Origin of the sequence: Saccharomonospora sp. NB11, assembly GCF_015910535.1 — a bacterium.
Taxonomy (GTDB): Bacteria; Actinomycetota; Actinomycetes; order Mycobacteriales; family Pseudonocardiaceae; genus Saccharomonospora.
The window spans coordinates 170,836-192,499 of record NZ_JACBJG010000005.1 but is presented as its reverse complement, the minus strand read 5'-3'; the positions used below and the strand labels follow the sequence as shown (position 1 = coordinate 192,499).

21 protein-coding genes and 2 tRNA genes are annotated in these 21,664 nt (G+C 69.1%); 12 read left to right on the top strand and 11 right to left on the bottom strand.

The window, feature by feature from the left end; all coding sequences use genetic code 11:
- Nucleotides 1-387: 387 nt before the first annotated feature.
- The gene (locus JAV51_RS09500) at nucleotides 388-636 is read left to right on the top strand and encodes a hypothetical protein (RefSeq protein WP_197320307.1); all 249 of its coding nucleotides are present in this window, start codon (nucleotides 388-390) and stop codon (nucleotides 634-636) included.
- A complete protein-coding gene (locus JAV51_RS09495) occupies nucleotides 623-1,120 on the top strand; it encodes a DUF5130 family protein (protein WP_197320306.1) in 498 nt (165 codons plus the stop codon). The genes JAV51_RS09500 and JAV51_RS09495 overlap by 14 nt, the downstream gene beginning before the upstream one ends.
- 67 nt (nucleotides 1,121-1,187) lie before the next feature.
- Here the strand turns inward: JAV51_RS09495 and pepN are convergent, their stop codons facing one another.
- The gene (gene pepN / locus JAV51_RS09490; RefSeq protein WP_197320305.1) at nucleotides 1,188-3,752 is read right to left on the bottom strand and encodes an aminopeptidase N; all 2,565 of its coding nucleotides are present in this window, start codon (nucleotides 3,750-3,752) and stop codon (nucleotides 1,188-1,190) included.
- Between the two features lie 182 nt (nucleotides 3,753-3,934).
- On the opposite strand from pepN, the gene JAV51_RS09485 reads away from it, so the two are divergent.
- The gene (locus JAV51_RS09485; protein WP_197320304.1) at nucleotides 3,935-4,558 is read left to right on the top strand and encodes a DsbA family protein; all 624 of its coding nucleotides are present in this window, start codon (nucleotides 3,935-3,937) and stop codon (nucleotides 4,556-4,558) included.
- A 4-nt stretch (nucleotides 4,559-4,562) separates the two neighbouring features.
- Here the strand turns inward: JAV51_RS09485 and JAV51_RS09480 are convergent, their stop codons facing one another.
- Nucleotides 4,563-5,303, bottom strand: a complete 741-nt coding sequence (locus JAV51_RS09480) for an MBL fold metallo-hydrolase (RefSeq protein ID WP_197320303.1) — start codon at nucleotides 5,301-5,303, stop codon at nucleotides 4,563-4,565.
- Between the two features lie 83 nt (nucleotides 5,304-5,386).
- On the opposite strand from JAV51_RS09480, the gene JAV51_RS09475 reads away from it, so the two are divergent.
- Together JAV51_RS09475 and JAV51_RS09470 are read left to right on the top strand one after the other, a co-directional pair.
- Nucleotides 5,387-5,860, top strand: a complete 474-nt coding sequence (locus tag JAV51_RS09475) for a ribose-5-phosphate isomerase (protein ID WP_197320485.1) — start codon at nucleotides 5,387-5,389, stop codon at nucleotides 5,858-5,860.
- The gene (locus JAV51_RS09470) at nucleotides 5,860-6,669 is read left to right on the top strand and encodes an Fpg/Nei family DNA glycosylase (protein WP_197320302.1); all 810 of its coding nucleotides are present in this window, start codon (nucleotides 5,860-5,862) and stop codon (nucleotides 6,667-6,669) included. The genes JAV51_RS09475 and JAV51_RS09470 overlap by 1 nt, the downstream gene beginning before the upstream one ends.
- A 100-nt stretch (nucleotides 6,670-6,769) precedes the next feature.
- On the opposite strand, the gene JAV51_RS09465 is transcribed toward JAV51_RS09470, so the two are convergent.
- From JAV51_RS09465 to JAV51_RS09455, 3 genes are all read right to left on the bottom strand, one after another.
- Nucleotides 6,770-7,567 carry a hypothetical protein gene (locus JAV51_RS09465; protein ID WP_197320301.1) on the bottom strand — a complete coding sequence of 266 codons (798 nt, stop codon included), beginning with the start codon at nucleotides 7,565-7,567 and terminating at the stop codon, nucleotides 6,770-6,772.
- A gap of 72 nt (nucleotides 7,568-7,639) precedes the next feature.
- Entirely contained in the window at nucleotides 7,640-8,254 is a 615-nt protein-coding gene (locus tag JAV51_RS09460; RefSeq protein ID WP_197320300.1) for a C40 family peptidase, read from the bottom strand.
- 537 nt (nucleotides 8,255-8,791) lie between these two features.
- Nucleotides 8,792-8,862, bottom strand: a tRNA-Gly gene (locus tag JAV51_RS09455).
- An 80-nt stretch (nucleotides 8,863-8,942) separates the two neighbouring features.
- On the opposite strand from JAV51_RS09455, the gene JAV51_RS09450 reads away from it, so the two are divergent.
- A tRNA-Pro gene (locus tag JAV51_RS09450) sits at nucleotides 8,943-9,019 on the top strand.
- A gap of 274 nt (nucleotides 9,020-9,293) precedes the next feature.
- On the opposite strand, the gene JAV51_RS09445 is transcribed toward JAV51_RS09450, so the two are convergent.
- From JAV51_RS09445 to JAV51_RS09420, 6 genes are all read right to left on the bottom strand, one after another.
- Complete coding sequence (locus tag JAV51_RS09445; protein ID WP_197320299.1) at nucleotides 9,294-10,898, bottom strand: cation acetate symporter; 1,605 nt, start codon at nucleotides 10,896-10,898, stop codon at nucleotides 9,294-9,296.
- Nucleotides 10,895-11,239, bottom strand: a complete 345-nt coding sequence (locus tag JAV51_RS09440; RefSeq protein ID WP_197320298.1) for a DUF485 domain-containing protein — start codon at nucleotides 11,237-11,239, stop codon at nucleotides 10,895-10,897. Before JAV51_RS09440 ends, JAV51_RS09445 begins: the two co-directional genes overlap by 4 nt.
- A gap of 95 nt (nucleotides 11,240-11,334) precedes the next feature.
- A complete protein-coding gene (locus tag JAV51_RS09435) occupies nucleotides 11,335-13,107 on the bottom strand; it encodes a cation acetate symporter (RefSeq protein ID WP_197320297.1) in 1,773 nt (590 codons plus the stop codon).
- Nucleotides 13,104-13,502, bottom strand: a complete 399-nt coding sequence (locus JAV51_RS09430; RefSeq protein ID WP_197320296.1) for a hypothetical protein — start codon at nucleotides 13,500-13,502, stop codon at nucleotides 13,104-13,106. The genes JAV51_RS09435 and JAV51_RS09430 overlap by 4 nt, the downstream gene beginning before the upstream one ends.
- Complete coding sequence (locus tag JAV51_RS09425; protein WP_197320295.1) at nucleotides 13,499-14,284, bottom strand: LytTR family DNA-binding domain-containing protein; 786 nt, start codon at nucleotides 14,282-14,284, stop codon at nucleotides 13,499-13,501. The genes JAV51_RS09430 and JAV51_RS09425 overlap by 4 nt, the downstream gene beginning before the upstream one ends.
- Nucleotides 14,281-15,372, bottom strand: a complete 1,092-nt coding sequence (locus JAV51_RS09420) for a sensor histidine kinase (protein WP_197320484.1) — start codon at nucleotides 15,370-15,372, stop codon at nucleotides 14,281-14,283. Before JAV51_RS09420 ends, JAV51_RS09425 begins: the two co-directional genes overlap by 4 nt.
- Before the next feature lie 188 nt (nucleotides 15,373-15,560).
- Here JAV51_RS09420 and JAV51_RS09415 point away from each other — a divergent pair, with 188 nt between their 5' ends.
- The 6 genes from JAV51_RS09415 (at nucleotide 15,561) to clpX (ending at nucleotide 21,661) form a co-directional block, all read left to right on the top strand.
- The gene (locus JAV51_RS09415) at nucleotides 15,561-15,875 is read left to right on the top strand and encodes a DUF3040 domain-containing protein (RefSeq protein ID WP_197320294.1); all 315 of its coding nucleotides are present in this window, start codon (nucleotides 15,561-15,563) and stop codon (nucleotides 15,873-15,875) included.
- Between the two features lie 73 nt (nucleotides 15,876-15,948).
- A complete protein-coding gene (gene nhaA / locus JAV51_RS09410) occupies nucleotides 15,949-17,262 on the top strand; it encodes a Na+/H+ antiporter NhaA (protein WP_197320293.1) in 1,314 nt (437 codons plus the stop codon).
- A 122-nt stretch (nucleotides 17,263-17,384) separates the two neighbouring features.
- On the top strand, nucleotides 17,385-18,818 hold the full coding sequence (tig, locus tag JAV51_RS09405) for a trigger factor (protein WP_197320292.1): 1,434 nt from the start codon (nucleotides 17,385-17,387) through the stop codon (nucleotides 18,816-18,818).
- A 108-nt stretch (nucleotides 18,819-18,926) separates the two neighbouring features.
- The gene (locus JAV51_RS09400; protein WP_307845809.1) at nucleotides 18,927-19,532 is read left to right on the top strand and encodes an ATP-dependent Clp protease proteolytic subunit; all 606 of its coding nucleotides are present in this window, start codon (nucleotides 18,927-18,929) and stop codon (nucleotides 19,530-19,532) included.
- Between the two features lie 23 nt (nucleotides 19,533-19,555).
- Nucleotides 19,556-20,182 carry an ATP-dependent Clp protease proteolytic subunit gene (locus JAV51_RS09395; protein WP_197320291.1) on the top strand — a complete coding sequence of 209 codons (627 nt, stop codon included), beginning with the start codon at nucleotides 19,556-19,558 and terminating at the stop codon, nucleotides 20,180-20,182.
- Nucleotides 20,183-20,371: 189 nt separating this feature from the next.
- Nucleotides 20,372-21,661, top strand: a complete 1,290-nt coding sequence (gene clpX, locus JAV51_RS09390) for an ATP-dependent Clp protease ATP-binding subunit ClpX (protein ID WP_197320290.1) — start codon at nucleotides 20,372-20,374, stop codon at nucleotides 21,659-21,661.
- The last annotated feature ends 3 nt before the right edge of the window (nucleotides 21,662-21,664 follow it).

Sequence of the window (21,664 nt, the reverse complement as noted above, 5' to 3'; positions counted from 1 at the left end):
CGTACCCCGCGTCGCGACGCAGGTGACCCGGGTGCCCGCGGTGACTCGGGTGCCCCGAGTGGAAGCGGGGACGGCAATGACGCTCGATTCGGTGAACATGGCAGGTCCTCCTGTGACCGCGTGGTGACCTGATAGGGACTCACGTGGTGGCGCAATGGCCCGTACAGGTGAAAAACGTACGACGTGGCTGTCTGGCTGAACAAGACTTTCACCGCGGGTGCCACCGCACGTACGTGAGCGTGCAACCTTTCGCCACCTCGCCTTCGCCTCAACGTGGGAAGAGCGGAGAGGCAAGCGGGTGACCAGGGGGCCGGGTCTGCGGTGGTCACCATGACGTTTCACCGTGGCAGGTGAGTAGGTACGTCGGCGGTCGGCTACTCTGCGCCCGTGAGCATCCTCGAGACGATCCTGGTCTTCGTGGCGATACCACTGGCCGTTTTCGGCTTCTTCGCCTTGGTGACGCTACGGTCGAAGTTCGCGAGCAAGCCCCGCTACCGGCCGGGGCAGGCATGGAACTACCCGCCCGTGTGGTGGGCCGCCAACCCGGAGGGCGTCGGGCAGCGGCACGCCGGTGACGCAGAGCAAGGCGGCAGCGTTCCGTCGAAGGTTCGAGGAGGTGCCAGTGGCAACTGGTGAACTGACCCAGGAGAGCCCGTCGACCGGGCTGGAGGGAACCGAGCTGCAGCCGGGTGCAGCCGTCACGGCGAGTGGGCGTGTGTCGGTCGCGCAGATGTACGAACCGGCTGCTCCGTCCGGCCCCTTCACCACCGCGCAGCTCGCGCGCATCGACGAGGCGCTGACCCTGGCGAGCCGGGAGACGGGGCTCGACTTCAGCATCTATGTCGGCGAGCTGGGCGACGAGCCGCGCGCGGGCGCGGAGAGCCTGCACGACACCCTGGGCGAGCGTGGTGACAACGCCGTGCTGGTGGCCGTGTCGCCGGGTGAGCGGGTCGTCGAGGTGGTCACCGGTGCTCACGCCAAGCAGCGGCTGTCGGACCGGGGAGCCAAGCTCGCGGTGATGAGCATGGTCGCGTCGTTCAAGGAGGGCGACCTGACCGGTGGCTTCGTCAGTGGTCTGCGCATGATGGCCGACCAGGCGGGTTCCGCTCCGCAGTCCTGATCGTCCGGCCACGACAGCGAAAGGCCGCCGCCCCCACGCGGGGACGGCGGCCTTCGTCGTGTCGGGCTCAGCTCTCGTCGAAGCGCCGCGCGGCCAGCGCGCGCACGACTCCGGCCCGGCCTTCGCTGACCAGCCGTCGCAGAGCCGCCGCGTGGGCACCGGCCAGCCAGGCGTCGGCCTTGGCGATGCCGTCCTCGGAGACCTCCCACGACGGGTACAGGCCGAGCACGGTCGGCTGCGCCCGCTCGCTGGACCGGCGGCTCCAGACCTCGTCGAGCATCTCGAAGTAGCGCTCCGCGTAGTCGCCGAGCAGGTGCTTCTGCGCCGGGTGCGCGAAGCCCGCGATGACGGCCTCGTTCACGGCGTTGGGCGACTCGTCGTCGTGGACGGCGCGTTCCCAGGCCGCAGCCTTCGACTCGGCCGTCGGCCGCAGGGCGCGGGCCCGCTCGGCGTGACGGCGGCCGGTGGCCGTGTCGTCACGCTGCAGCTCGGCGTCGATCTCGGCGTCACCGGCCTTGCCGTGCGCGACCAGCGCGTGCAGCAGGCGCCACCGCAGGTCGGTGTCGACCACGAGCCCCTTGAGCGGTGCCGAGCCGTCGAGCCAGCCCGCCAACACGTCGAGGGTGGGCTCGTCCAGCACGGAGTTGGTCAACGCGTTGACGAAGGCGAGCTGGTGGTCCGAACCGGGTTCGGCGTCGCGCGCGAGCTGCAGCAGCGCGGCGGTGAACCCGGGCCAGCCGTGTTCGGCGGCCCAGGACGGCTGCGCGTAGGAGTTGAGCGCGGTCTGCGCCTGCAACAGCAGCCGCTGCACCACGCCGACCTCGGTCTCCGCGTGGATGCCCCGCTGTACGAGTGTGACGAAGTCGCGGGCCTTGAGTTCGGCGTCGCGGGTCATCTCCCAGGCCGCGGACCAGCAGAGGGTGCGGGGCAGCGGCTCGGTGATGTCGGCGATGCGGTCGACGAGCGTGGTCAGGGAGGTCGGGTCGAGGCGCATCGCGCAGTAGGTGAGGTCGTCGTCGTTGACGAGGACCAGCGCGCCGGCGGGGACACCGACGAGATCGGCGACGTCGGTGGAGGCGCCGTCGACGTCGAGTTCCACGCGGTGGGTGCGCACGAGTCGACCGGAGCCGTCGTCGTCGTAGACACCCACGGCGACCCGGTGGGTGCGCAGCTCACCCGCGCCCGGCTTGGCGCCCTCCTGCTCGATGGTGAACGAGCGGTAGGTGCCGTCCTCGCCGACCTCGTAGCGGGGACGCAGGGTGTTCAGACCGGTGGTCTGCAACCACTGGGCGCTCCACCACGACAGGTCGCGGCCGGACGCCTCCTCCAGGGCGGCCAGCAGGTCGGCCAGGGTCGCGTTCCCCCACGCGTGCTTGTCGAAGTAGACCCGCAGGCCCGACAGGAAGTTCTCCTGACCCACGTAGGCCACCAGTTGCTTGAGCACGCTGGCGCCCTTGGCGTAGGTGATGCCGTCGAAGTTCACCTCCACCGCGTGCAGGTCGACGATGTCGGCCGCGATGGGATGGGTGGAGGGCAACTGGTCCTGGCGGTAGGCCCACGACTTCTCGATGTTGGCGAAGCTGGTCCAGGCGCCCGTGTACTCCGTGGCCTCGGCCTGCGCCAGCACGCTCGCGAACGTGGCGAAGGACTCGTTGAGCCACAGGTCGTCCCACCAGCGCATGGTCACGAGGTCGCCGAACCACATGTGCGCCATCTCGTGCAGCAGCGTCTCCGCCCGCCGCTCGTAGGAGTAGCGGGTCACGCGGCTGCGGAAGACGTAGTCCTCCAGGAAGGTCACCGCGCCCGCGTTCTCCATCGCCCCGGCGTTGAACTCCGGCACGAAGAGCTGGTCGTACTTCTCGAACGGGTAGGGCACGCCGAACGCCTGGTGGTAGAAGCCGAAGCCCTGCTTCGTCTCGGTGAACAGCCGGTCGGCGTCCATGTAATCGGCCAACGACGCCCGGCAGTAGATGCCCAGCGGGATGGTGGTGTGCTCGTCGGTGTAGGTGTCGCGCCACTCGGCGTACGGGCCTGCGATCAACGCCACCAGGTACGTCGACATCCGCTTCGAGGTCGCGAAGACCGTGCGGACCGCGCCCTCGGGCGTGTCCTCACGCGAGGCCACCGGCGCGTTCGACACCACGGTCCAGTCCTTCGGCGCGGTCACCACGAGCCGGTAGGTGGCCTTGAGATCGGGCTGGTCGAAACACGCGAACATCCGCTTGGCGTCCGCCGTCTCGAACTGGGAGTACAGGTACACCCCGCCGTCGACGGGGTCCACGAACCGGTGCAGCCCCTCGCCGGTGTTCATGTACCGGCAGTCGGCGTGCACGACGAGTTCGTTCTCCGCGGCGAGGTCGGGCAACGCCACACCCTCGTCCTCGACGTACGTCGAGACGTCCAACTGCCGACCGTTGAGCGTGGCCTCACGCACCGACTCGGCCACGATGTCCACCCAGCTGCTCTGCCCGGGTCGGGTCGCAGCGAACCGCACCGTCGTCCGCGACGAGAACGTCCGCTCGCCGGGACCGCCACGGCCGTCGGTGAGGTCGAGCTCGATGTCGTAGGTGGAGACCTCCAGCAGTTCGGCACGCTGCTGGGCTTGTTCACGGGTCAGGTTGGGGGCTGGCACGGGCACCTCTGCGCTGTTCGTCTGTCGTGGATGGTTCTGTCTGTGATCGCAACTGATGTGCTCAGCGCATCCAATCATGTGCGCCTGGGCAGGGCGACGGGAACAACGCAACGGATCACGTTGTTGTCGGTGTCGCATACCCGTCCCGTACCCGGGGCAATCACTGACGCCGAGGAGTTGCGATGACGACAGGTGCCGGTTCCGAGCGCACGAGGGTCGACTTCTACTTCGACCCGATGTGTCCCTTCGCGTGGATCACGTCGCGATGGATCCTCGAGGTCGAGAAGCAGCTCGACATCGACCTGCGGTTCCGTGTCATGAGCCTGGCGGTGCTCAACGAGGGCAGGGACCTTGACGAGGGCTACCGCGAACTGATGCAGAAGTCGTGGGCTCCGGTGCGGGTCGCCGTCGCGCTCGCCCAGGAGCGGGGCGAGGAGGTGCTGCGCGACTACTACACGGCCTTCGGCACCCGCTACCACAACGAGGGCGTCAAGGACGTCGAGCTGGTGCTCAAGCAGGCCGTCGAGGAGGTCGGCGGGTCGGCCGACCTGCTCAAGGCGGGCTCGTCGACCGAGTACGACGAGGCGCTGCGCGCCAGCCACCACGAGGGCATGGACCCGGTCGGTGAGGACGTGGGGACGCCGACGATCCACATCGACGGCGTGGCGTTCTTCGGTCCGGTGCTGACGTCGGTGCCGAAGGGCGAGGACGCGGTGCGGGTCTTCGAGGGAGCCCGCATGCTGGCGAGCTACCCCGACTTCTTCGAGCTGAAGCGCACGCGCACGGGTTCGCTGAAGTTCGACTGACGGCTCAGTCGGCGGGCTTGGTCAACGCGGCCGAGGTGACGTCGGCGGGCAGCGGCGAGCGGGCGAGTGCGTCGTCCGGGGTGAGCCGTCCCGACTGCACCTCGGCGCGGAGGTCGAGCAGCGCCAGAAGCTGAGCCCGGCAGGTCTCGACCAGTTCGGGACCTGCCGGGGCACCGTGTCCGGGCACCACCGTGGCCGCGTCGAACGCGGCGAGCCGCCGCAACGCGGCGGGCCAGCGGGAGAGGACCGTGTCGGTGCCGAACGACTCGGCGCTGAAGGTCCCGTCGGGCACGTGCTCGACGAGATCGCCCGCGAACATCACGTCGGCGTCGGGGACGTACGCCACGACGTCGCCCGCGGTGTGGGCCACGCCGGGGTGGGCGAGCACCACCCGGCGGCCACCGAGGTCCAGCTCGACCCGGTCGGCCACGGGAAGTCCCGGCTCGGCGACCTTGTCGAGCCGCACCAGCTCGTCCCAGCAGGCCGGGTGGGCCCACGCGTCGCACGGCAGGAACGCGCCGAGCCCGTAGGCGTGGTCGAAGTGGTCGTGCGTGAGGACCACCGTCCACGGCAGGCGGGTCACCTCGCGGACGGCGGCGGCGAATTCCGCACCCTGTTCCGCGTCGCCGCGCACGTCCACCACCAGGCAACGCTCGTCGCCGAGGACGAGACCCACCGACAGATCGAGCTCCGCGTACCGACGCACCAGCACGCCGTCGCCGATCTCCGCCCACCGGGTGTCCATGGCCGGAAGCGTACGGTGTCGTGGCCCTCACCGGACTCGGGTGGCTACGTCGATGCGCTCGACGGATGGCAGACTTGACAGCCGTGCGCGTGTACCTGGGAAGTGACCATGCCGGTTTCGAGCTGAAGAACCACCTCGCCACCCACCTTCGCGAGAAGGGGTACGAGGTCACCGACGTCGGCCCGCACGTCTACGACGCGGCGGACGACTATCCGGCGTTCTGCATCGAGACCGCCCGCCGGGTGGTGGCCGACGAAGGCAGCCTCGGCGTCGTCATCGGCGGATCGGGCAACGGCGAGCAGATCGCCGCGAACAAGGTGCCCGGCGCTCGGGCCGGACTGGCCTGGAGCGTGGAGACGGCGAAGCTCACCCGCGAGCACAACCACGCCCAGTTGATCGGCGTGGGCGCGCGGATGCACTCCCTCGACGAGGCCACCGAGATCGTCGAGGCGTTCTTGACCACGCCTGCGTCCGACGACGCCCGCCACGTGCGGCGTGTCGGACAGATCAGCGACTACGAGCGCACCGGCACGGCTCCCGAGCTGCCGGAGAGCTGATGCCGGAAGGGCACACCCTGCACCGGTTGGCGCGGCTGCATCACCGCCGCTACGTCGGTACTCCGGTCGAGGTGTCGAGCCCGCAGGGACGTTTCGCCGCCGAGGCCGCCGTCGTCGACGGGCACGTCATGACGGCGGCCGAGGCCCACGGCAAGCACCTGTTCCACCACTACGGTCCACACGGGATCGTCCATGTGCACCTCGGCCTGTACGGCGCGTTCACCGAGCAGACCCTGCCCGCCACCGAACCCGTCGGTCAGGTGCGCATGCGCATTGTGGGCGGCACGCACTGGACCGACCTGCGCGGTCCGACCCGGTGCGAGCTGCTCACTCTGCCTGAGGCAGAGAAGATCGTCGCGCGGCTCGGCCCGGATCCGCTGCGCCGCGACGCCGATCCCGAGCGGGCGTGGGACCGCATCCGCCGGTCCAGGACGTCGGTGGCCGCCCTGCTGATGGACCAGTCGGTGATCGCGGGCGTCGGCAACGTCTACCGTGCCGAGGTCCTGTTCCGGCAACAGCTCGCGCCCACCCTGCCCGGCAAGTCGCTGGCGCGGGAGCAGTGGGATGCCATCTGGGCGGATTTGTGCGAGCTCATGCGGGACGGTGTGCGCGTGGGCCGGATCGACACGGTCGCCTGGGAACACCGGCCCGAGGTCACGGGACGAGCTCCCCGCAACGACCGGCACGGGGGAGAGGTCTACGTCTATCGCCGCGCCGGGCAACCATGCCTCGTGTGCGGCACCGCGGTGGCCCACGCCGAACTCGTGGGTCGCAACCTGTACTGGTGTCCCACCTGCCAAGCCGCGTAGCCACTGCGGCGCGACGGTCGCGTGTGGAGAGTCGCCCGCGGCCGCGGACGAGAAAAGGGGTGCCTGGCCGACGGCCGGACACCCCTTCTGCGTTCGTGCGTCAGAACCCGAAGTCGCCGCCGAAGTCGCCGCCTCCGAAATCACCACCGCCGAAGTCGCCGCCACCGAAGTCGTCGCCACCACCGACGTCGCCGCCGTCGCCACCGGCGTCACCGCCGTCGGCGTCGCCGCTCTCCAGTGCGTCCTCCTGACCGGCGTCGTAGCCCGCTTCCCATGCCTCGGCGCTCGGGATGCCCGCCATGCCGGAGAACATCGCCGAGAACAGCAGCATGGAGCCGAAGCCCCAAGCGCCCGCGACGAGCGCAGGCTTCCACCAGGGCTCGCTGTACCAGCCCTGGGGCACCGGCCGACCCGCGACGCGGCCACCCGGGTAGTAGTGCGGCGTCGCCGACGTCGGCGTGGGCGAGGCTTCGTAGTGCTGGCCCTCGACGTCGACCGAACGGTGCTCGGTGACCTTGCCCGCGCGCTCGCGCTCGGGGTCCTCGGGCAGCGCCGGGCCGGGATCGAGTCCCATGGCCGTGCGCGCCGCGCGGACGTAGTAGAGGCCTTCCAACGCGGTCTGCTTGGCCAGCCGGGCTTGCTCGGCCGTCTCCGCGCGCTCGATCTCGGAGCCTGCCGCGTTGTATCGCTCGCTGGCGTCCGCCAACGCCTGCTGTGAGGCGGTGTCGGTGCCGGTGAGATTCAGGACCTGGCCACCGAGACGCTCGATCCAGCGCCGTGCGTCGGCCTTGGCGTCTTCGAGCTGACGCCGTTTGGCCTGGGCCTGGGAACGGACGAGGTACGCGGTGCCGGCCACGACGATCAACAACAGCACGATCACCGTGATCGCGGTTCCCATGGGTCACTCCCGATTGTTGGGCTCACTGAACCAGACAACGCGGACAGTACCCGAGGAGTTCCCGAACCGGTCTCACCAGGCGCGACCCACGGTGAACGACTGGGTCCAGATGTCTTGCAGGCGCACCACGTCACCGGGCTCGGGAGCGGCCCACATCTTGCCGTCTCCGGCGTAGATGCCGACGTGGTAGACGGCCCCGCCTTCGGCGAAGAACAACAGGTCGCCGGGCTTCATCTGGCTCTTCGGCAGAACGGGCAGAGCGGCCCGCTGCTCACGCGACGTCCGGGGAAGGTCGATGCCGAGTCGGGCATGGACGTACTGGGTCAACCCGGAACAGTCGAACTGGTCGGGGCCCTCGGCCCCGTAGATGTAGGGTGCACCGGCCTGCCGTGCGGCGAGGTCGACGATGCGGTCCCCGAGAGAGGTCGTGGATTCGCCGGGTTCGTCTCCCGGCTCGGGTTTCTGCTTCTGCGGGATGGTCGGTTCGGGCGTGTGCTGAGGTGGAGCGGGTGGCTCCGGATTCTTCGGCGAAGCTGGCGGATTCGGTTTCTTCTCCGGTACTTCGACGGTCGGAGGAGCTGGTTCTTCGCCGCTTTCGACGCCGCTGGTGGAGTTCTGAATCAGTATGGCGGAACTGACGCCCGGGCTCATGACCAGCGTCAGTGCGGCGGCGGCCACTACGGCCACCGACCGTGCGAACGTTCTGTGCGTCACCTTTCGCCTCCGGGTGCAATAGCGTCTTCACGGATCTCCTCTGAGCACTTCGCCGCCGGTTTTCAGCGACACAGAACCGTAACCACGGGTAATGCGGTGGATGCGAATTGTGGAATGCCGCTTCGTTCATCATTGAGTGAATTCGAATTGCGAGGGGTTTAGTCGCGATTTGCGCCCGACCTGCGGGTTCGTGACGGTCTGCGGTCGATTGACCACGTTTGGTGGTGATGCAGGTCACAGGGATTTATGTGATGTGCATCACCGGCATTGCGGGGTGTGGGACGGTGTGGTGGCAGGTGAGAAGGCGTAGAACCTGCGCGAATCCTGGGCTGAGGGGCGGTTCCGGTCGACTCGCGCGACGGCGAGGTGTGACCGAGAGTCACGCGGCACGGCGCGTGTGGTAGCGCGCTGTGTTGGCGGTGTGCCGCGGGTCGCGCGGCTGCCGCGGGCCCGCGCCGAGAACTGACGAAGGCCCCGGCGCCTGAAGCGGCGACCGGGGCCTTCGATCAGAGCGGGCGACGGGAATCGAACCCGCGTAACCAGTTTGGAAGACTGGGGCTCTACCATTGAGCTACGCCCGCGTGCGGCCGGATCACCCCGGCTGCATGGGTAGTGTAGCGGCACCCGCTAGAGTGTCTGCACACCGCCCTCCTGTGGCGGACGGGGTGTGGCGCAGCTTGGTAGCGCATTCGCTTTGGGAGCGAAGGGTCGCAGGTTCAAATCCTGTCACCCCGACCATGGCCCGGCCAGCGGAAACACCGGTCCCGGTGGGCCGCTGGCCGTCCGTCGATCCCGTCGCTCGATGTTTCCCGGAACTCGTCGTCCCAGTCTCCTTCCCGGCGCGCTCACGCTCGCGACGGGGTCCGGCGGTGAGTGCGCCGTCTTCGCTGTTCCCCTGTCGCGGTCCGAACCACTTCGGTCCTTCGAGGACTGTCGTGGCACGGTCACCGGACTGAGCAAGGAGACGGCGGTCCGCTCCGCCGGGAACGGACCGCCGTCGAGCGAGTCGGAGTCAGTGCGAGGTCGCCTTCTCGGCTCCCGCGCCGGTGAGGGCGCGCACCTCCATCTCCTTGTGCTTGTCCTCCAGGTGCTCCTTCGACAGCATCGTGCCGAGCCAGCCGAGGAAGAACGACACGGGAATGGAGACCAGACCCGGGTTCTGCAGCGGGAACCAGCTGAAGTCCGCGCCGGTGATCATCGACTTCTCGGTGCCCGAGACCGCAGGGGAGAACACGATGAGCACGAGCGTCACCGCGAGGCCGCCGTAGATCGACCACAACGCGCCCGAGGTGTTGAACCGCTTCCAGAACAGCGAGTACAGGATCGTCGGCAGGTTCGCCGAGGCGGCGACGGCGAACGCGAGTGCCACCAGGAACGCCACGTTCTGGTCCTTGGCCAGGATGCCGCCGAGGATGGCCACGGCGCCGATGACGCAGGCCGTGATCCGGGCGACCTTCACCTCGGAGGTCTTGTCGTCGACCTTGCCGCGCTTGATGACGTTGGCGTACACGTCATGGGCGAACGACGCCGACGCCGTGATGGTGAGACCGGCGACCACCGCCAGGATCGTCGCGAACGCCACCGCCGCGATGAAGCCCAGCAGCACCGGGCCGCCGAGGGCCTCCGCCAGCAGCGGTGCCGCCGAGTTCTCGCCGCCGGGCGCGTTGCTGATCCGCTCGGAGCCGACGATCGCGGCGGCGCCGTAGCCGAGCACGAGCGTGAAGAGGTAGAAGAGGCCGATGAGGACGATGGCCCACACCACCGACTTGCGAGCGTCCTTGGCCGTCGGGACGGTGTAGAACCGCATGAGCACGTGGGGCAGGCCCGCCGTGCCCAGCACGAGCGCGATGCCCAGCGACAGGAAGTCCAGCTTGGACGTCTCGGTGGCGCCGTACTTCGCGCCTGGGTTGAGCACCGCCTCGCCGTCCGGCGCGCTCGCCGCGGCCGAGCCCAGCAGCTCGGAGAGGTTCAGACCGAAGCGGCCGAGCACCCAGATCGTCATCGCGAACGTGCCCGCGATGAGCAGCGCGGCCTTGATGATCTGGACCCAGGTGGTGCCCTTCATGCCGCCGACCAGCACGTACACGATCATGACGATGCCGACCACGGCGATGACGATGGCCTGGCCCACGTCGCCCTCGATGCCGAGCAGCAGCGACACCAGCGCACCCGCACCGGCCATCTGCGCCAGCAGGTAGAAGAACGAGACAGCCATCGTGGAGGTCGCGGCGGCGGCCCGCACGGGCTTCTGCCGCATCCGGAACGCCAGCACGTCGCCCATCGTGAACTTGCCGGTGTTGCGCAGCAGCTCAGCCACGAGCAGCAGCGCCACGAGCCACGCGACGAGGAAGCCGATCGAGTAGAGGAAGCCGTCGTAGCCGTACACCGCGATGGCGCCCGCGATGCCGAGGAACGACGCCGCCGACAGGTAGTCACCGGCGATGGCGGTGCCGTTCTGCGGCCCGGTGAACGCCCGGCCCGCCGCGTAGTAGTCGGAGGCCGTCTTCGTGTTGCGGGACGCGCGGAACACCACGACGAGGGTGACCAGGACGAACAGCCCGAAGATCGTGATGTTGAGGACCGGGTTGTTGCCCTCGATGCTCTGGGCGAGGGTCATGCGTCCTCCCCTTCCACCTCGTGCCTGATGCGATCGGCGATGGGGTCGAGCTTGCGGTTGGCGTAGCGCACGTAGAGCGCCGTGATGGCGAACGTCGAGACGAACTGGAGCAGACCCAGCACCAGCCCGACGTTGATGTTGCCGACGAGCTTGATCGACATGAAGTCGTGCGCGTAGTCCGCGAGCAGGACGTAGAGCAGGTACCAGACGAGGAACACCGCGGTCATGGGGAAGACGAAGTTCCGCAGCCGTCGGCGGAGTCGTTGGAAGTCCTCACTCGCGTGGATCTCGTCCCAGGACGGGGACCCGGGCGGATGGGTCGAGGGCTCGGTGGCACTCACTCCTGACCTCCTTGTCAGTGACACATCGCGGACAGTCGTCACACAGGCAGTGCGTGGTGCGTCACAGTAGGCAGGGGACGGACCGGACGAAATCGTCAGCGGACCAAGCGGCGTGTGATGCGACGAACGGCTGACGAACGGCGCGCCGACCACGACGAGTGGCCCAGATCACGTGCGAGGGTCGACCGATCGGCGTAGGGGAAGCGGCGGTGCTCGTGCAGGTGCAGCCGCAGCATCGCCGCCGTGGACCACGACGGCGGCCTGCCGAACAACGACACGACGATCATCGTGGCGAAGGCCAGCGGCACCGACCACGGCGCCGGCTGCAGCAGCAGGATCGACAGCCACCCGGGCACGGGCGGGTCGACGACGCCCAGGGCGAAGCCGCCGCAGGAGGCCACCAGGCCGACGCTGACGCCCGCCAGCGCGCCCGCGGCGGTGAGTCGCGACCACCAGATCCCCAGCACGAGCAGCGGACAGAAGGTCGAGGCCGCCACGGTGAATCCCCAGGTCACGAGTGTGCTGGCGTCGAAGGACAGTGCGGTCAGCGCGAGCGGCACCACGACGGCTCCGGCGCCCACCACGGCCACGCGGAGCTGGCGCAGCCCACCGGGGACGAGGTCGTGCGACAGCGCGCCGGAGACCACGAGCATCAACCCGAGCGAGGTGGCGAGGAACGCCGCGAAGGCCCCTGCGGTGAGCAGCCCCGTGAACACGCCGCCCAGCGGGCCCGCGTCCACCTGCGCGGGCAGGGCCACGACGGCGCTGTCGGTGGCTCCCGAAAGGTACAGGTGGGGCACCAGGACGCGGCCGAGCATCCCGTAGATGCCGGGGAAGACGTAGAACACGCCGAGCAGGGCGACGGTGAGGGCGGCCGTCCGGCGAGCCGCGCGGCCGTCGGGGCTCGTGTGGAACCGCATGATGACGTGCGGCAGTCCCATCGTGCCGAACATGGTCGCCATGAGGACGGCCCAGGTGGCGAGCAAGGGATGTCCCGTGCCACCGAGGTCCAACAGCGGGCGGCTCCAGTCCGGGCCGCCCGGAGCGGCTTCGCCCTCCGGCACGGGCGCGGCGCTGCCCGCGTCGAACACCACCGTGGAGCCCGCCGCGACGTGCCATCGCCCGGGCGGCACCGGCGTCACCTCGCCGTCGTCGACGACGCGGACCCCGGAGGGCACGTCCAGCGTCGCGTCGACCCGGAAGGACACCGGCGTGCGCGTCTCGAAGTGGGTGAACTCGGCCGGATGCACGGCCTCGTGCCGCACGCCGGGACCGACCTGGGTCAGCAGCCAGATCGCCGGGACGATGAACAGTACGAGCTTCAGCACGAACTGGAAGGCCTGCACGTAGGTGGCCGCGCGCATGCCGCCGAGGGCGAGTGTGGCGCTGACGGCGGCTCCGGAGAGGAGCACGCCGACCCAGTACGGCGTGTCGCTCACGACGCTGAGCACGAGCCCGGCCGTGCGGAACTGCGGCACGAGGTAGAGCACGCCGATCACGAGCACCACCACGGCCGCGAGCTTGCGCAGAGCGGGGGAGCCGAGGCGGGCCTCGGCGAAGTCCGGCACGGTGAGTGCGCCCGACCGGCGCATGGGGGCGGCGACGAGGGCGAGCATGGCGATGTAGCCCGCCGTGAAGCCCACCGGGTACCACAGCGCGCCCACCCCGTCGCGCACCATGAGCCCGGCCACGCCGAGGAACGACGCCGCCGACAGGTACTCGCCGGACACGGCCGCGGAGTTCAGCAGAGGCGACACGCGTCGGGAGGCGACGAGGAAATCCGAGGTGGTGCGCATCGCGGCGACGCCGCGCAGACCGATGGCGAGCGTGACGAGGACGACCGGCGCGACGGCGAGCGCGACGATCATCGCCGACCGTCCTCACCGCGGTCCCGCGGTTCGGACGCCAGGGCGTCGACGGCGTCCTCCTCGGCCTCGGCCCGCCGGAGATGCCAGAACGCGAGGACCGCCATCACGGGGAAGGGCAGGACCGCCACTGCGAGCCAGGACACCGGCACCTCGACGACCCGCACCTGCCCGAGAGGCGGGGCGAGGGCGAGCACCAGAGGCAGCCCGAACACGACCGTGAACGCGGCGGTCAGGGCGACGACGGCGCGGCGCCGCTGTCGTCGGTAGAGCGCCACCGCGAGCGGGGCCTCGACCGGGTCGAGGGTCGTCGGCCGCCACGGTCCCCGGTAACGGCGGCGGGCGTGGGCGAGGCGCGTCTGCGGACTGGTCACCGCCACCCGACGTGACCCGCTCACGGCGCCGTGCCACGCAACTCGCCGCGCTGCGCCGCGCGCAACAGCCGCTCCCGCAACTGCCGGGCATGCCGACGGGAGACCGGCACGTCACCGATGTCGGTGTGGGCCAGCAGCCCGCCCACCGAGTCGCTGCGCAGCTCGCGGACGGCGGACAGCGCGACGAGGAACCCGCGGTGGGTGCGCACGAAACCCGCCCCCGACCAGTACTCCTCCAAGCGGGAGATCGGCATGCGGACGAGGTGGACGCCCGAGCGGGTGTGCAGGCGGACGTAGTCGCCGTGCGCCTCGACGTAGCGCACGTCCTGCCTGCTGACGTACCGCGTGCGGCCTCCCGACTCCACGGGAAGAGCCGCGAGCGCGTCGGGAGCGGGTCGGGTCGGCTGGGCGCTCGACTCGGCCGAGACCATGCGCACGACGCGGGTGAGGGCGTCGGCCAGCCGCTCGGGGCGGACCGGTTTGAGCAGGTAGTCGACGGCACCGAGCCCGAACGCCGCCACGGCGTGCTCGTCGTAGGCGGTGACGAAGACGATGACCGGCGGTTTCGCCAGCTTGGTCAGCAGCGAGGCGAACTCCAGCCCGTCGAGGCCCGGCATGGCGATGTCGAGGAAGACCGCGTCGAACTCCTCCGACTGCAGCCGTTTCAGCGCCCCGACGGCGTCGCCCGCCGCAGTCACCTCCGCCACCTCGGGCGCGTCCCGCAGCATCCCGCACAGGTCGTCCAGCGCGGCGGGCACGTCGTCGACGGCCAGCACGCGCAGCGTCGGGTTGGTCTCGGCGGTCACGGCATCACTCCCGGCTGGAAACGTGGTACTCGCACGATCACCCGTGTGCCTTCACCCTTCCCGGTCTCCACGACGAGGCCGAACCACGAGCCGTACACGTTACGCAATCGTCGGTCCACGTTGGCCAGGCCCACGCTGCCCGAGTCCCCGGTTCCGGCGAGGAGCCGTTCGGCCGCGGCGGGGTCCATCCCGACCCCGTCGTCCTCGACGCTGATCACGCAGTCGGTGCCCTCCGCCTCTCCGAGGACGGTGACGGTGCCGCCCTCCGGGCGGCGTTCGATGCCGTGCCGGACGGCGTTCTCGACGAGGGGTTGCAGCACCAGGTACGGGATCGCGACCGGTAGCACCTCAGGTGCCACCCGCACCTGGACCCGGAGCCGCTCGCCCAGTACGGCGCGTTGCAGCGCCAGGTACGTCTCGATGGCGTGGAACTCGTCGGCGACGGTCGTGTACTCGCCGTGCCGGGCGAGGCTGTACCGGATGTAGTCGGCGAAGTCGAGCATCAGCTCGCGCGAGCGGTCGGGGTCGGGCCGCACCAGCCCGGCGATGACCGTGAGGGCGTTGTAGACGAAGTGGGGGGAGATCTCCGCGCGCAGGGCCCGGAGTTCGGCCGCCGCCGCCTCCTCCGCGGAGGCTTCAAGCCTGCCGCGCTCCAGTGCGGCTTCCCCGAGTCGCGCGACCTCGCGCAGCGCGGCCATCCTGGCCGTGCCCGCGACGGCCAGCACCCCGGCCAGTTCGTCGTGCACGATCAGCGGCAGCGCCACCACCTCGGCCCGCCTGCACCGGTCCTCGGTGTGCAGGACCTCGTCGACCATCGCCCCGACGTCCACGTCGGACGGCATCGTGCCGACAACCACGAGATGGCCGGACAGGTCGGCCAGCCCGACGGCGTCGGCGGCGAGCAGCCGCCGGATGCCGCGGGCCGCGGCCCGGACCCGGGGGCCGGAGAGTCCGTCGGCGAGGTCCTCGGTCACGTGCCTGGTCGTCTCCAGGACGAGCCCGGGGTCCCGCAGCCCGCGCGAGCGCAGCGGCCATCGGCGTCGGGACGTGGTCCGGGCCGAGACGGACGCCGTCCGCCCTCCGGGCATCGACATGGGCCTCCCAGCTACGTCGGTGGTACGGGGAATCTAACGGCGGCTCGGCCTCCCCGGAAAGGGTGAGCATCGGCCCGTGGGAGGACATCGGCACGCACGTGGGTATGTGCGTGTCCGACGGGTCACCCCGTGAGCGGGCAGCGGACCGTCGGTCGTCGCCGAGCGAAGTGGTGGTGCCGGGCATGGCGTCGTTCGACCAGGATCGTCGGCGGCTGAAGGAGATCGAGCGTTCGCTGCGGGAGGACGACCCCCGGTTCGCGCGGCGGTTCACGTGGCTCGGGGCAGCCCGGCTCGTTCGGTGGCTCGTGACCTTCGTCGCGGTCTGTGCGTGCGTGGTGTCGGGACTGGCGCTCGTCGCCGAGGGCGCACGACGCGGCTCCTGGCCTGTCAGCGTCGTGGGCGTGGCACTCGCCGTGGGTGTGCCCGTGCCGGTGGCCGTGCGGTGGTGGCGGAGTGTGGTGCATTCGGACGTTCCGCCCGGGATTCGAGGCCCGTAATGTCCGTGAATCAGCAGATAGAGTGACGGGCATTTGCCCGGCCCGTGCGTTCCAGGAGGTCGACGACACCCGTATGAGCACTAATCCTCCCGCGAAATCGAAGCTGTTCGGCCGCTCGTCCTGGACCGAGTGGAAACGCGTGGCCGACATCCTGCGCCAGGAGACGGTCGGCGGGATGCTGTTGCTCGCCGGTGCGGTCGTCGCCCTCGTCTGGGCGAACTCGCCCTGGTCGGAGGCGTACACGGCGGCCAGGGATTTCACGTTCGGGCCGCACTCGCTGCACCTCGACCTGTCCGTGGGGCAGTGGGCCGCCGACGGGCTGCTCGCCATCTTCTTCTTCGTGGTGGGCGTGGAGCTCAAGCGGGAGTTCGTCGTCGGCGACCTGCGTGACCCGCGCAAGGCCGCCATCCCGATCGTGGCGGCGGTCGGCGGTGTCGTCGTGCCCGCCGTGATCTACGCGGTGATCAACCTCGGCGACTCCAGTGCCCTGCACGGGTGGGCCATCCCCACGGCCACGGACATCGCCTTCGCCGTCGCGGTGCTGGCGGTCATCGGCCGGTTCCTGCCGTCCGCGCTGCGGATGTTCCTGCTCACGCTCGCCGTGGTGGACGACCTCATCGCCATCTGCATCATCGCGATCTTCTACACCGCTGAACTCGCCGTGGTGCCGCTGCTGCTGGCGCTGATCCCGCTGGGCCTGTTCACACTGCTGGTGCAGCGGCGCGTGCGGTCGTGGTGGCTGCTCCTGCCGCTGGCCGTGGTGACGTGGGCGCTCGTGCACGCCTCGGGCATCCACGCCACCGTCGCCGGGGTGCTGCTCGGCTTCGCCGTGCCCGCCCTGACACGTCGCGGTGAGGCCGTGTCGATGGCCGAGCACTTCGAACACCGGCTCCGGCCGCTGTCGGCGGGCGTCGCTGTGCCGATCTTCGCCCTCTTCGCCGCCGGGGTGGCCTTCGGCGGGCTCGACGGCCTGGCCGAGGCGCTGACCGAGCCGGTGGCGCTCGGCATCATCGCGGGTCTGCTGGCTGGTAAGGCCATCGGCATCTTCGGCACCACCTACGTCATGAGCCGGTTCACCAAGGCCGAGCTGGACAGTGACGTGGCGTGGATCGACGTGTTCGGCATCGCGATCCTCGGCGGCATCGGGTTCACCGTGTCGTTGCTGGTGGGCGAGCTGTCGTTCGCGGAGGGCGACGAACGCGGGGAGATCGTCAAGATCGGTGTGTTGTGTGGATCGCTGCTCTCGGCGCTCGTCGCGACCGTGTTGCTGCGCTTCCGCAACACGCACTACCGCAAGGTTTACGAGAAGGAGACCAAGGACGAGGACCGCGACGGAATTCCGGACATCTACCAGGGGCGGTCCTCCAGTGAGGACCCACTCGGCTGAGGCGACCCGCACCACGAGCGGGTGCACTCGGTGGCCTAGACTCGGACGTCCGGTCCCTGCTTGGCCTGCGGTCGCTGGACCGGTTACCGAAACAGACTCACAGTCCCGGCGAGGAGATAACGTTGAAGAGCACCGTCGAGCAGCTGAGCCCGACGCGCGTGAAGATCAATGTCGAGGTGCCGTTCGACGAGCTCAAACCGAACTTCGACCGCGCCTACCGAAAGATCGCTCAGCAGGTCCGGATCCCCGGCTTCCGTCCCGGCAAGGCCCCGGCTCGCGTTCTCGAGAGCCGCATCGGCAGGGCCCCGGTTCTCGACGAGGTCGTCAACGAGGCCATCCCCGCGAAGTACCTGGAAGCCGTGCGCAGCGGTGAGGTCCGCACCCTCGGTCAGCCCGAGTTCGAGGTGACCAAGCTGGAGGACCGCGAGGTGCTGGAGTTCAGCGCCGAGGTCGACGTCCGCCCGGAGATCACCCTGCCCGACCTCGGCGACGTCACGGTCAGCGTGGACGACGTGGAGCTCGACGACGCCGAGGTCGACGAGCAGCTCGACCAGCTGCGCGCTCGCTTCGGCACCCTGGTCGGCGTCGACCGGCCTGCCGAGAACGGCGACTTCGTCTCGATCGACCTGTCCGCCACGGTCGACGGCGAGGAGGTCCCCGAGGCCTCCACCACCGGCCTGTCCTACGAGATCGGCTCCGGCCAGCTCGTGGAGGGCATCGACGAGGCCATCATCGGCGCGAACGAGGGCGAGACCAAGACCTTCACCACCAAGCTCGTCGCCGGTGAGTACACCGGCAAGGACGCCGAGGTCACGGTCAAGGTCAACACCATCAAGCAGCGCGAGCTGCCCGAGGCCGACGACGAGTTCGCCCAGCTCGCCAGCGAGTTCGACACGCTCGACGAGCTGAAGGCCGACCTGCGTGAGCGGCTGACGCGCATGAAGCGGGTGCAGCAGGGCGTGCAGGCGCGGGACAAGGTGCTCGAAGTCCTGCTGGAGCGCGTCGAGGTGCCGATCCCCGAGAAGGTGCTCGAGTCGGAGATCGCCAACCGCAAGCACGACGCCATCCACCCGTTCGACCACGACGAGGAGGCGTTCAAGCGCTCGCTGGAGGCGCAGGGCGGCAACCCCGAGGAGTGGGAGAACGAGGTCCGCGAGGAAGCCGAGAAGTCGGTGCGCACGCAGCTGCTGCTCGACGCCCTCGCCGACGAGCGTGAGTTGTCGGTCAACGACTCCGAGCTGACCGAGCGCATCATCTACCAGGCTCAGCGCTTCGGCATGAACCCCGACGAGTACGTGCGGCGGGCGCAGGAGGCCGGTCAGCTCGGCGCCATCTACGCCGACGTGCGGCGTGGCAAGGCGCTCGCCACCGTGGTGCGTGAGGTGACCGTCACCGACTCCTCCGGCGAGACGCTCGACCTGAGCGAGCTCTTCGGCACCGAGGAGGCCGACCAGGCTGCGGGTTCGGCCGAAGCCGACGAGACTGCCACTGAAGGGTCGACTGAGGACAGTGCGTCGAAGGCCGGTGACGAGTCGGCTTCGACCACCGACCGGTGACCTTTTCTCATGCTCTGAGCGAACTCGGGCGGTGTCAGGACTTCTGCGCCGCCCGAGTTCGTTAGGGTCGGTGACAAGATCTTCGAACTCCCGAAAAGGCAGGCAGACGTGACGCAGCACATGCCCGAGGGGCGGACCGGCACAGCCGGCCTCAACCTGACCGACTCGGTGTACGAGCGGTTGCTCCAGGAGCGCATCGTCGTGCTCGGCTCCGAGGTGAACGACGAGGTCGCCAACCGCATCACCGCGCAGCTGTTGTTGTTGGCCGCTGAGGACCCGCAGGCCGACATCCGCTTCTACATCAACTCGCCGGGTGGTTCCGTCACCGCCGGCTTCGCCATCTACGACACGATGCAGCTGATCGAGCCCGACGTGGCGACCTACGCGATGGGTCTCGCGGCGTCGATGGGTCAGTTCCTGCTGTCGTCGGGCACGCCGGGCAAGCGCTACGCCTTGCAGCACGCGCGCATCCTCATGCACCAGCCGTCGGCGGGTGTCGGTGGTACCGCCTCCGACATCGCCATCCAGGCCGAGGTGTTCAGCAAGTGGAAGTACGAGCTCGCTCGGATCACCGCTGAGCAGACCGGTCAGACGGTGGAGCAGATCATCGCCGACGGTGACCGCGACCGCTGGTTCACGGCGGCCGAGGCCAAGGACTACGGCTTCGTCGACCAGGTTCTCACCCGTGAGAACCCCACCCCGAACGTGAACTGACCGGGCAGGCTAGGAGGAGAATCATGCACGGTTTTCAGCTTCCGCAGTCCCGGTACATCCTGCCGTCGTACGTGGAACGCACCAGCTACGGCATCAAGGAGTCGAACCCGTACAACAAGCTGTACGAGGAACGGCAGATCATGCTGGGTGTCCAGGTCGACGACGCCTCGGCCAACGACGTGATGGCGCAGTTGCTCCACCTGGAGCACGAGGACCCGGACCGCGACATCATCCTGTACATCAACTCGCCCGGTGGCTCGTTCACCGCGTTGATGGCGATCTACGACACGATGCAGTACGTGCGTCCGGACATCCAGACCGTGTGCCTCGGCCAGGCGGCCTCGGCCGCGGCGGTGCTGTTGGCGGCGGGCACCAAGGGCAAGCGGCTCGCGCTGCCCAACTCGCGGGTGCTCATCCACCAGCCGGCCACCGAGGGCGCTTACGGGCAGGTCTCGGACCTGGAGATCCAGGCCGCCGAGATCCAGCGCGTCCGTCGCCTGATGGAGAACACGCTGGCGAAGCACACCAACAAGTCGGCGGACGAGGTGCGGGCCGACATCGAGCGTGACAAGATCCTCACGCCCGAGGAGGCCAAGGAGTACGGCATCATCGACCAGGTGCTGGAGTACCGCAAGGCGTCGCAGGACTGAGGCCGACGTGCGAGCGGGCGGAGGGTCGACGCCGTCATGGTGGGCCCCCGCCCGTTTCTCGCATTAGGCTTGGCCTTCCCCGCCGCCCGATGGCTGGTAAAACTCCCACGGGACGCGCGGGGCGGGTACCGTCAGTGGCAACGCACGACAAGGGTGTCATCGACACCGGAGGGGACGAGGTCAGCGGTCATGGCACGGATCGGCGACGGCGGAGACCTGCTGAAGTGCTCATTTTGCGGCAAGAGCCAGAAACAGGTGAAGAAGCTCATCGCCGGGCCCGGCGTGTACATCTGCGACGAGTGCATCGAGCTCTGCAACGAGATCATCGAGGAGGAGCTCGCCGAGACGAACGACGTCAAGCTGGACGAGCTTCCCAAGCCCGCTGACATTCACGAGTTCCTCGAGCAGTACATCATCGGCCAGGACGAGGCCAAGCGCACGCTGGCCGTGGCCGTCTACAACCATTACAAGCGCATCCAGTCGGAAGCGAAGTCGCCGAAGGACTCCAAGGACGAGCCGGTCGAGTTGGCGAAGTCCAACATCCTCATGCTTGGTCCGACGGGATGCGGCAAGACCTATCTCGCGCAGACGTTGGCGAAGATGCTCAACGTCCCGTTCGCGATCGCCGACGCGACGGCGCTGACCGAGGCCGGCTACGTGGGCGAGGACGTCGAGAACATCCTGCTCAAGCTCATCCAAGCCGCCGACTACGACGTCAAGCGAGCCGAGACGGGCATCATCTACATCGACGAGGTCGACAAGATCGCGCGGAAGTCGGAGAACCCGTCGATCACGCGCGACGTGTCGGGCGAGGGTGTGCAGCAGGCCCTGCTGAAGATTCTGGAGGGCACGACGGCGTCGGTGCCTCCGCAGGGTGGCCGTAAGCACCCGCACCAGGAGTTCATCCAGATCGACACGACGAACGTGCTGTTCATCGTGGCGGGCGCGTTCGCGGGTCTGGAAAAGATCATCAACGACCGCATCGGCAAGCGGGGGCTCGGCTTCGGCGCGGAGATTCGCACGAAGCGCGAGATCGAAGAGACCGACATCTTCAACGACACGATGCCGGAAGACCTGATCAAATTCGGGTTGATCCCGGAGTTCATCGGTCGGCTTCCCGTGGTCGCCAGTGTCACGAACCTCGACAAGCACTCCCTGGTGCGCATCCTGACCGAGCCGCGGAACGCGCTCACGAAGCAGTACAAGAAGCTCTTCGAGATGGACAACGTCGAGTTGGAGTTCACCAAGACGGCGTTGGAGGCGATCGCCGACCAGGCGTTGCTGCGCGGCACCGGGGCCCGTGGGTTGCGCGCCATCATGGAAGAGGTCCTGCAGCCGGTGATGTACGACATCCCGAGCCGTGAGGACGTCGCCAAGGTGGTCATCACCGAGCAGACCGTGCGCGAGAACGTCAATCCCACCATCGTGTCGCGTCAGCCGACGAGGCGACAGCGGGAGCGTGGCGAGAAGTCCGCCTGATTT

Excerpts from the sequence above, each read along its gene's own strand:
- JAV51_RS09485 (WP_197320304.1), top strand. The coding sequence starts at position 3,935 with ATGACGACAGGTGCCGGTTCCGAGCGCACGAGGGTCGACTTCTACTTC.
- JAV51_RS09480 (WP_197320303.1), bottom strand. The coding sequence starts at position 5,303 with ATGGACACCCGGTGGGCGGAGATCGGCGACGGCGTGCTGGTGCGTCGG.
- JAV51_RS09470 (WP_197320302.1), top strand. The coding sequence starts at position 5,860 with ATGCCGGAAGGGCACACCCTGCACCGGTTGGCGCGGCTGCATCACCGC.
- JAV51_RS09465 (WP_197320301.1), bottom strand. The coding sequence starts at position 7,567 with ATGGGAACCGCGATCACGGTGATCGTGCTGTTGTTGATCGTCGTGGCC.
- JAV51_RS09445 (WP_197320299.1), bottom strand. The coding sequence starts at position 10,898 with ATGACCCTCGCCCAGAGCATCGAGGGCAACAACCCGGTCCTCAACATC.
- JAV51_RS09435 (WP_197320297.1), bottom strand. The coding sequence starts at position 13,107 with ATGATCGTCGCGCTCGCCGTCGCGCCGGTCGTCCTCGTCACGCTCGCC.
- JAV51_RS09420 (WP_197320484.1), bottom strand. The coding sequence starts at position 15,372 with ATGCCCGGAGGGCGGACGGCGTCCGTCTCGGCCCGGACCACGTCCCGA.
- JAV51_RS09415 (WP_197320294.1), top strand. The coding sequence starts at position 15,561 with ATGGCGTCGTTCGACCAGGATCGTCGGCGGCTGAAGGAGATCGAGCGT.
- nhaA (WP_197320293.1), top strand. The coding sequence starts at position 15,949 with ATGAGCACTAATCCTCCCGCGAAATCGAAGCTGTTCGGCCGCTCGTCC.
- JAV51_RS09395 (WP_197320291.1), top strand. The coding sequence starts at position 19,556 with ATGCACGGTTTTCAGCTTCCGCAGTCCCGGTACATCCTGCCGTCGTAC.
- clpX (WP_197320290.1), top strand. The coding sequence starts at position 20,372 with ATGGCACGGATCGGCGACGGCGGAGACCTGCTGAAGTGCTCATTTTGC.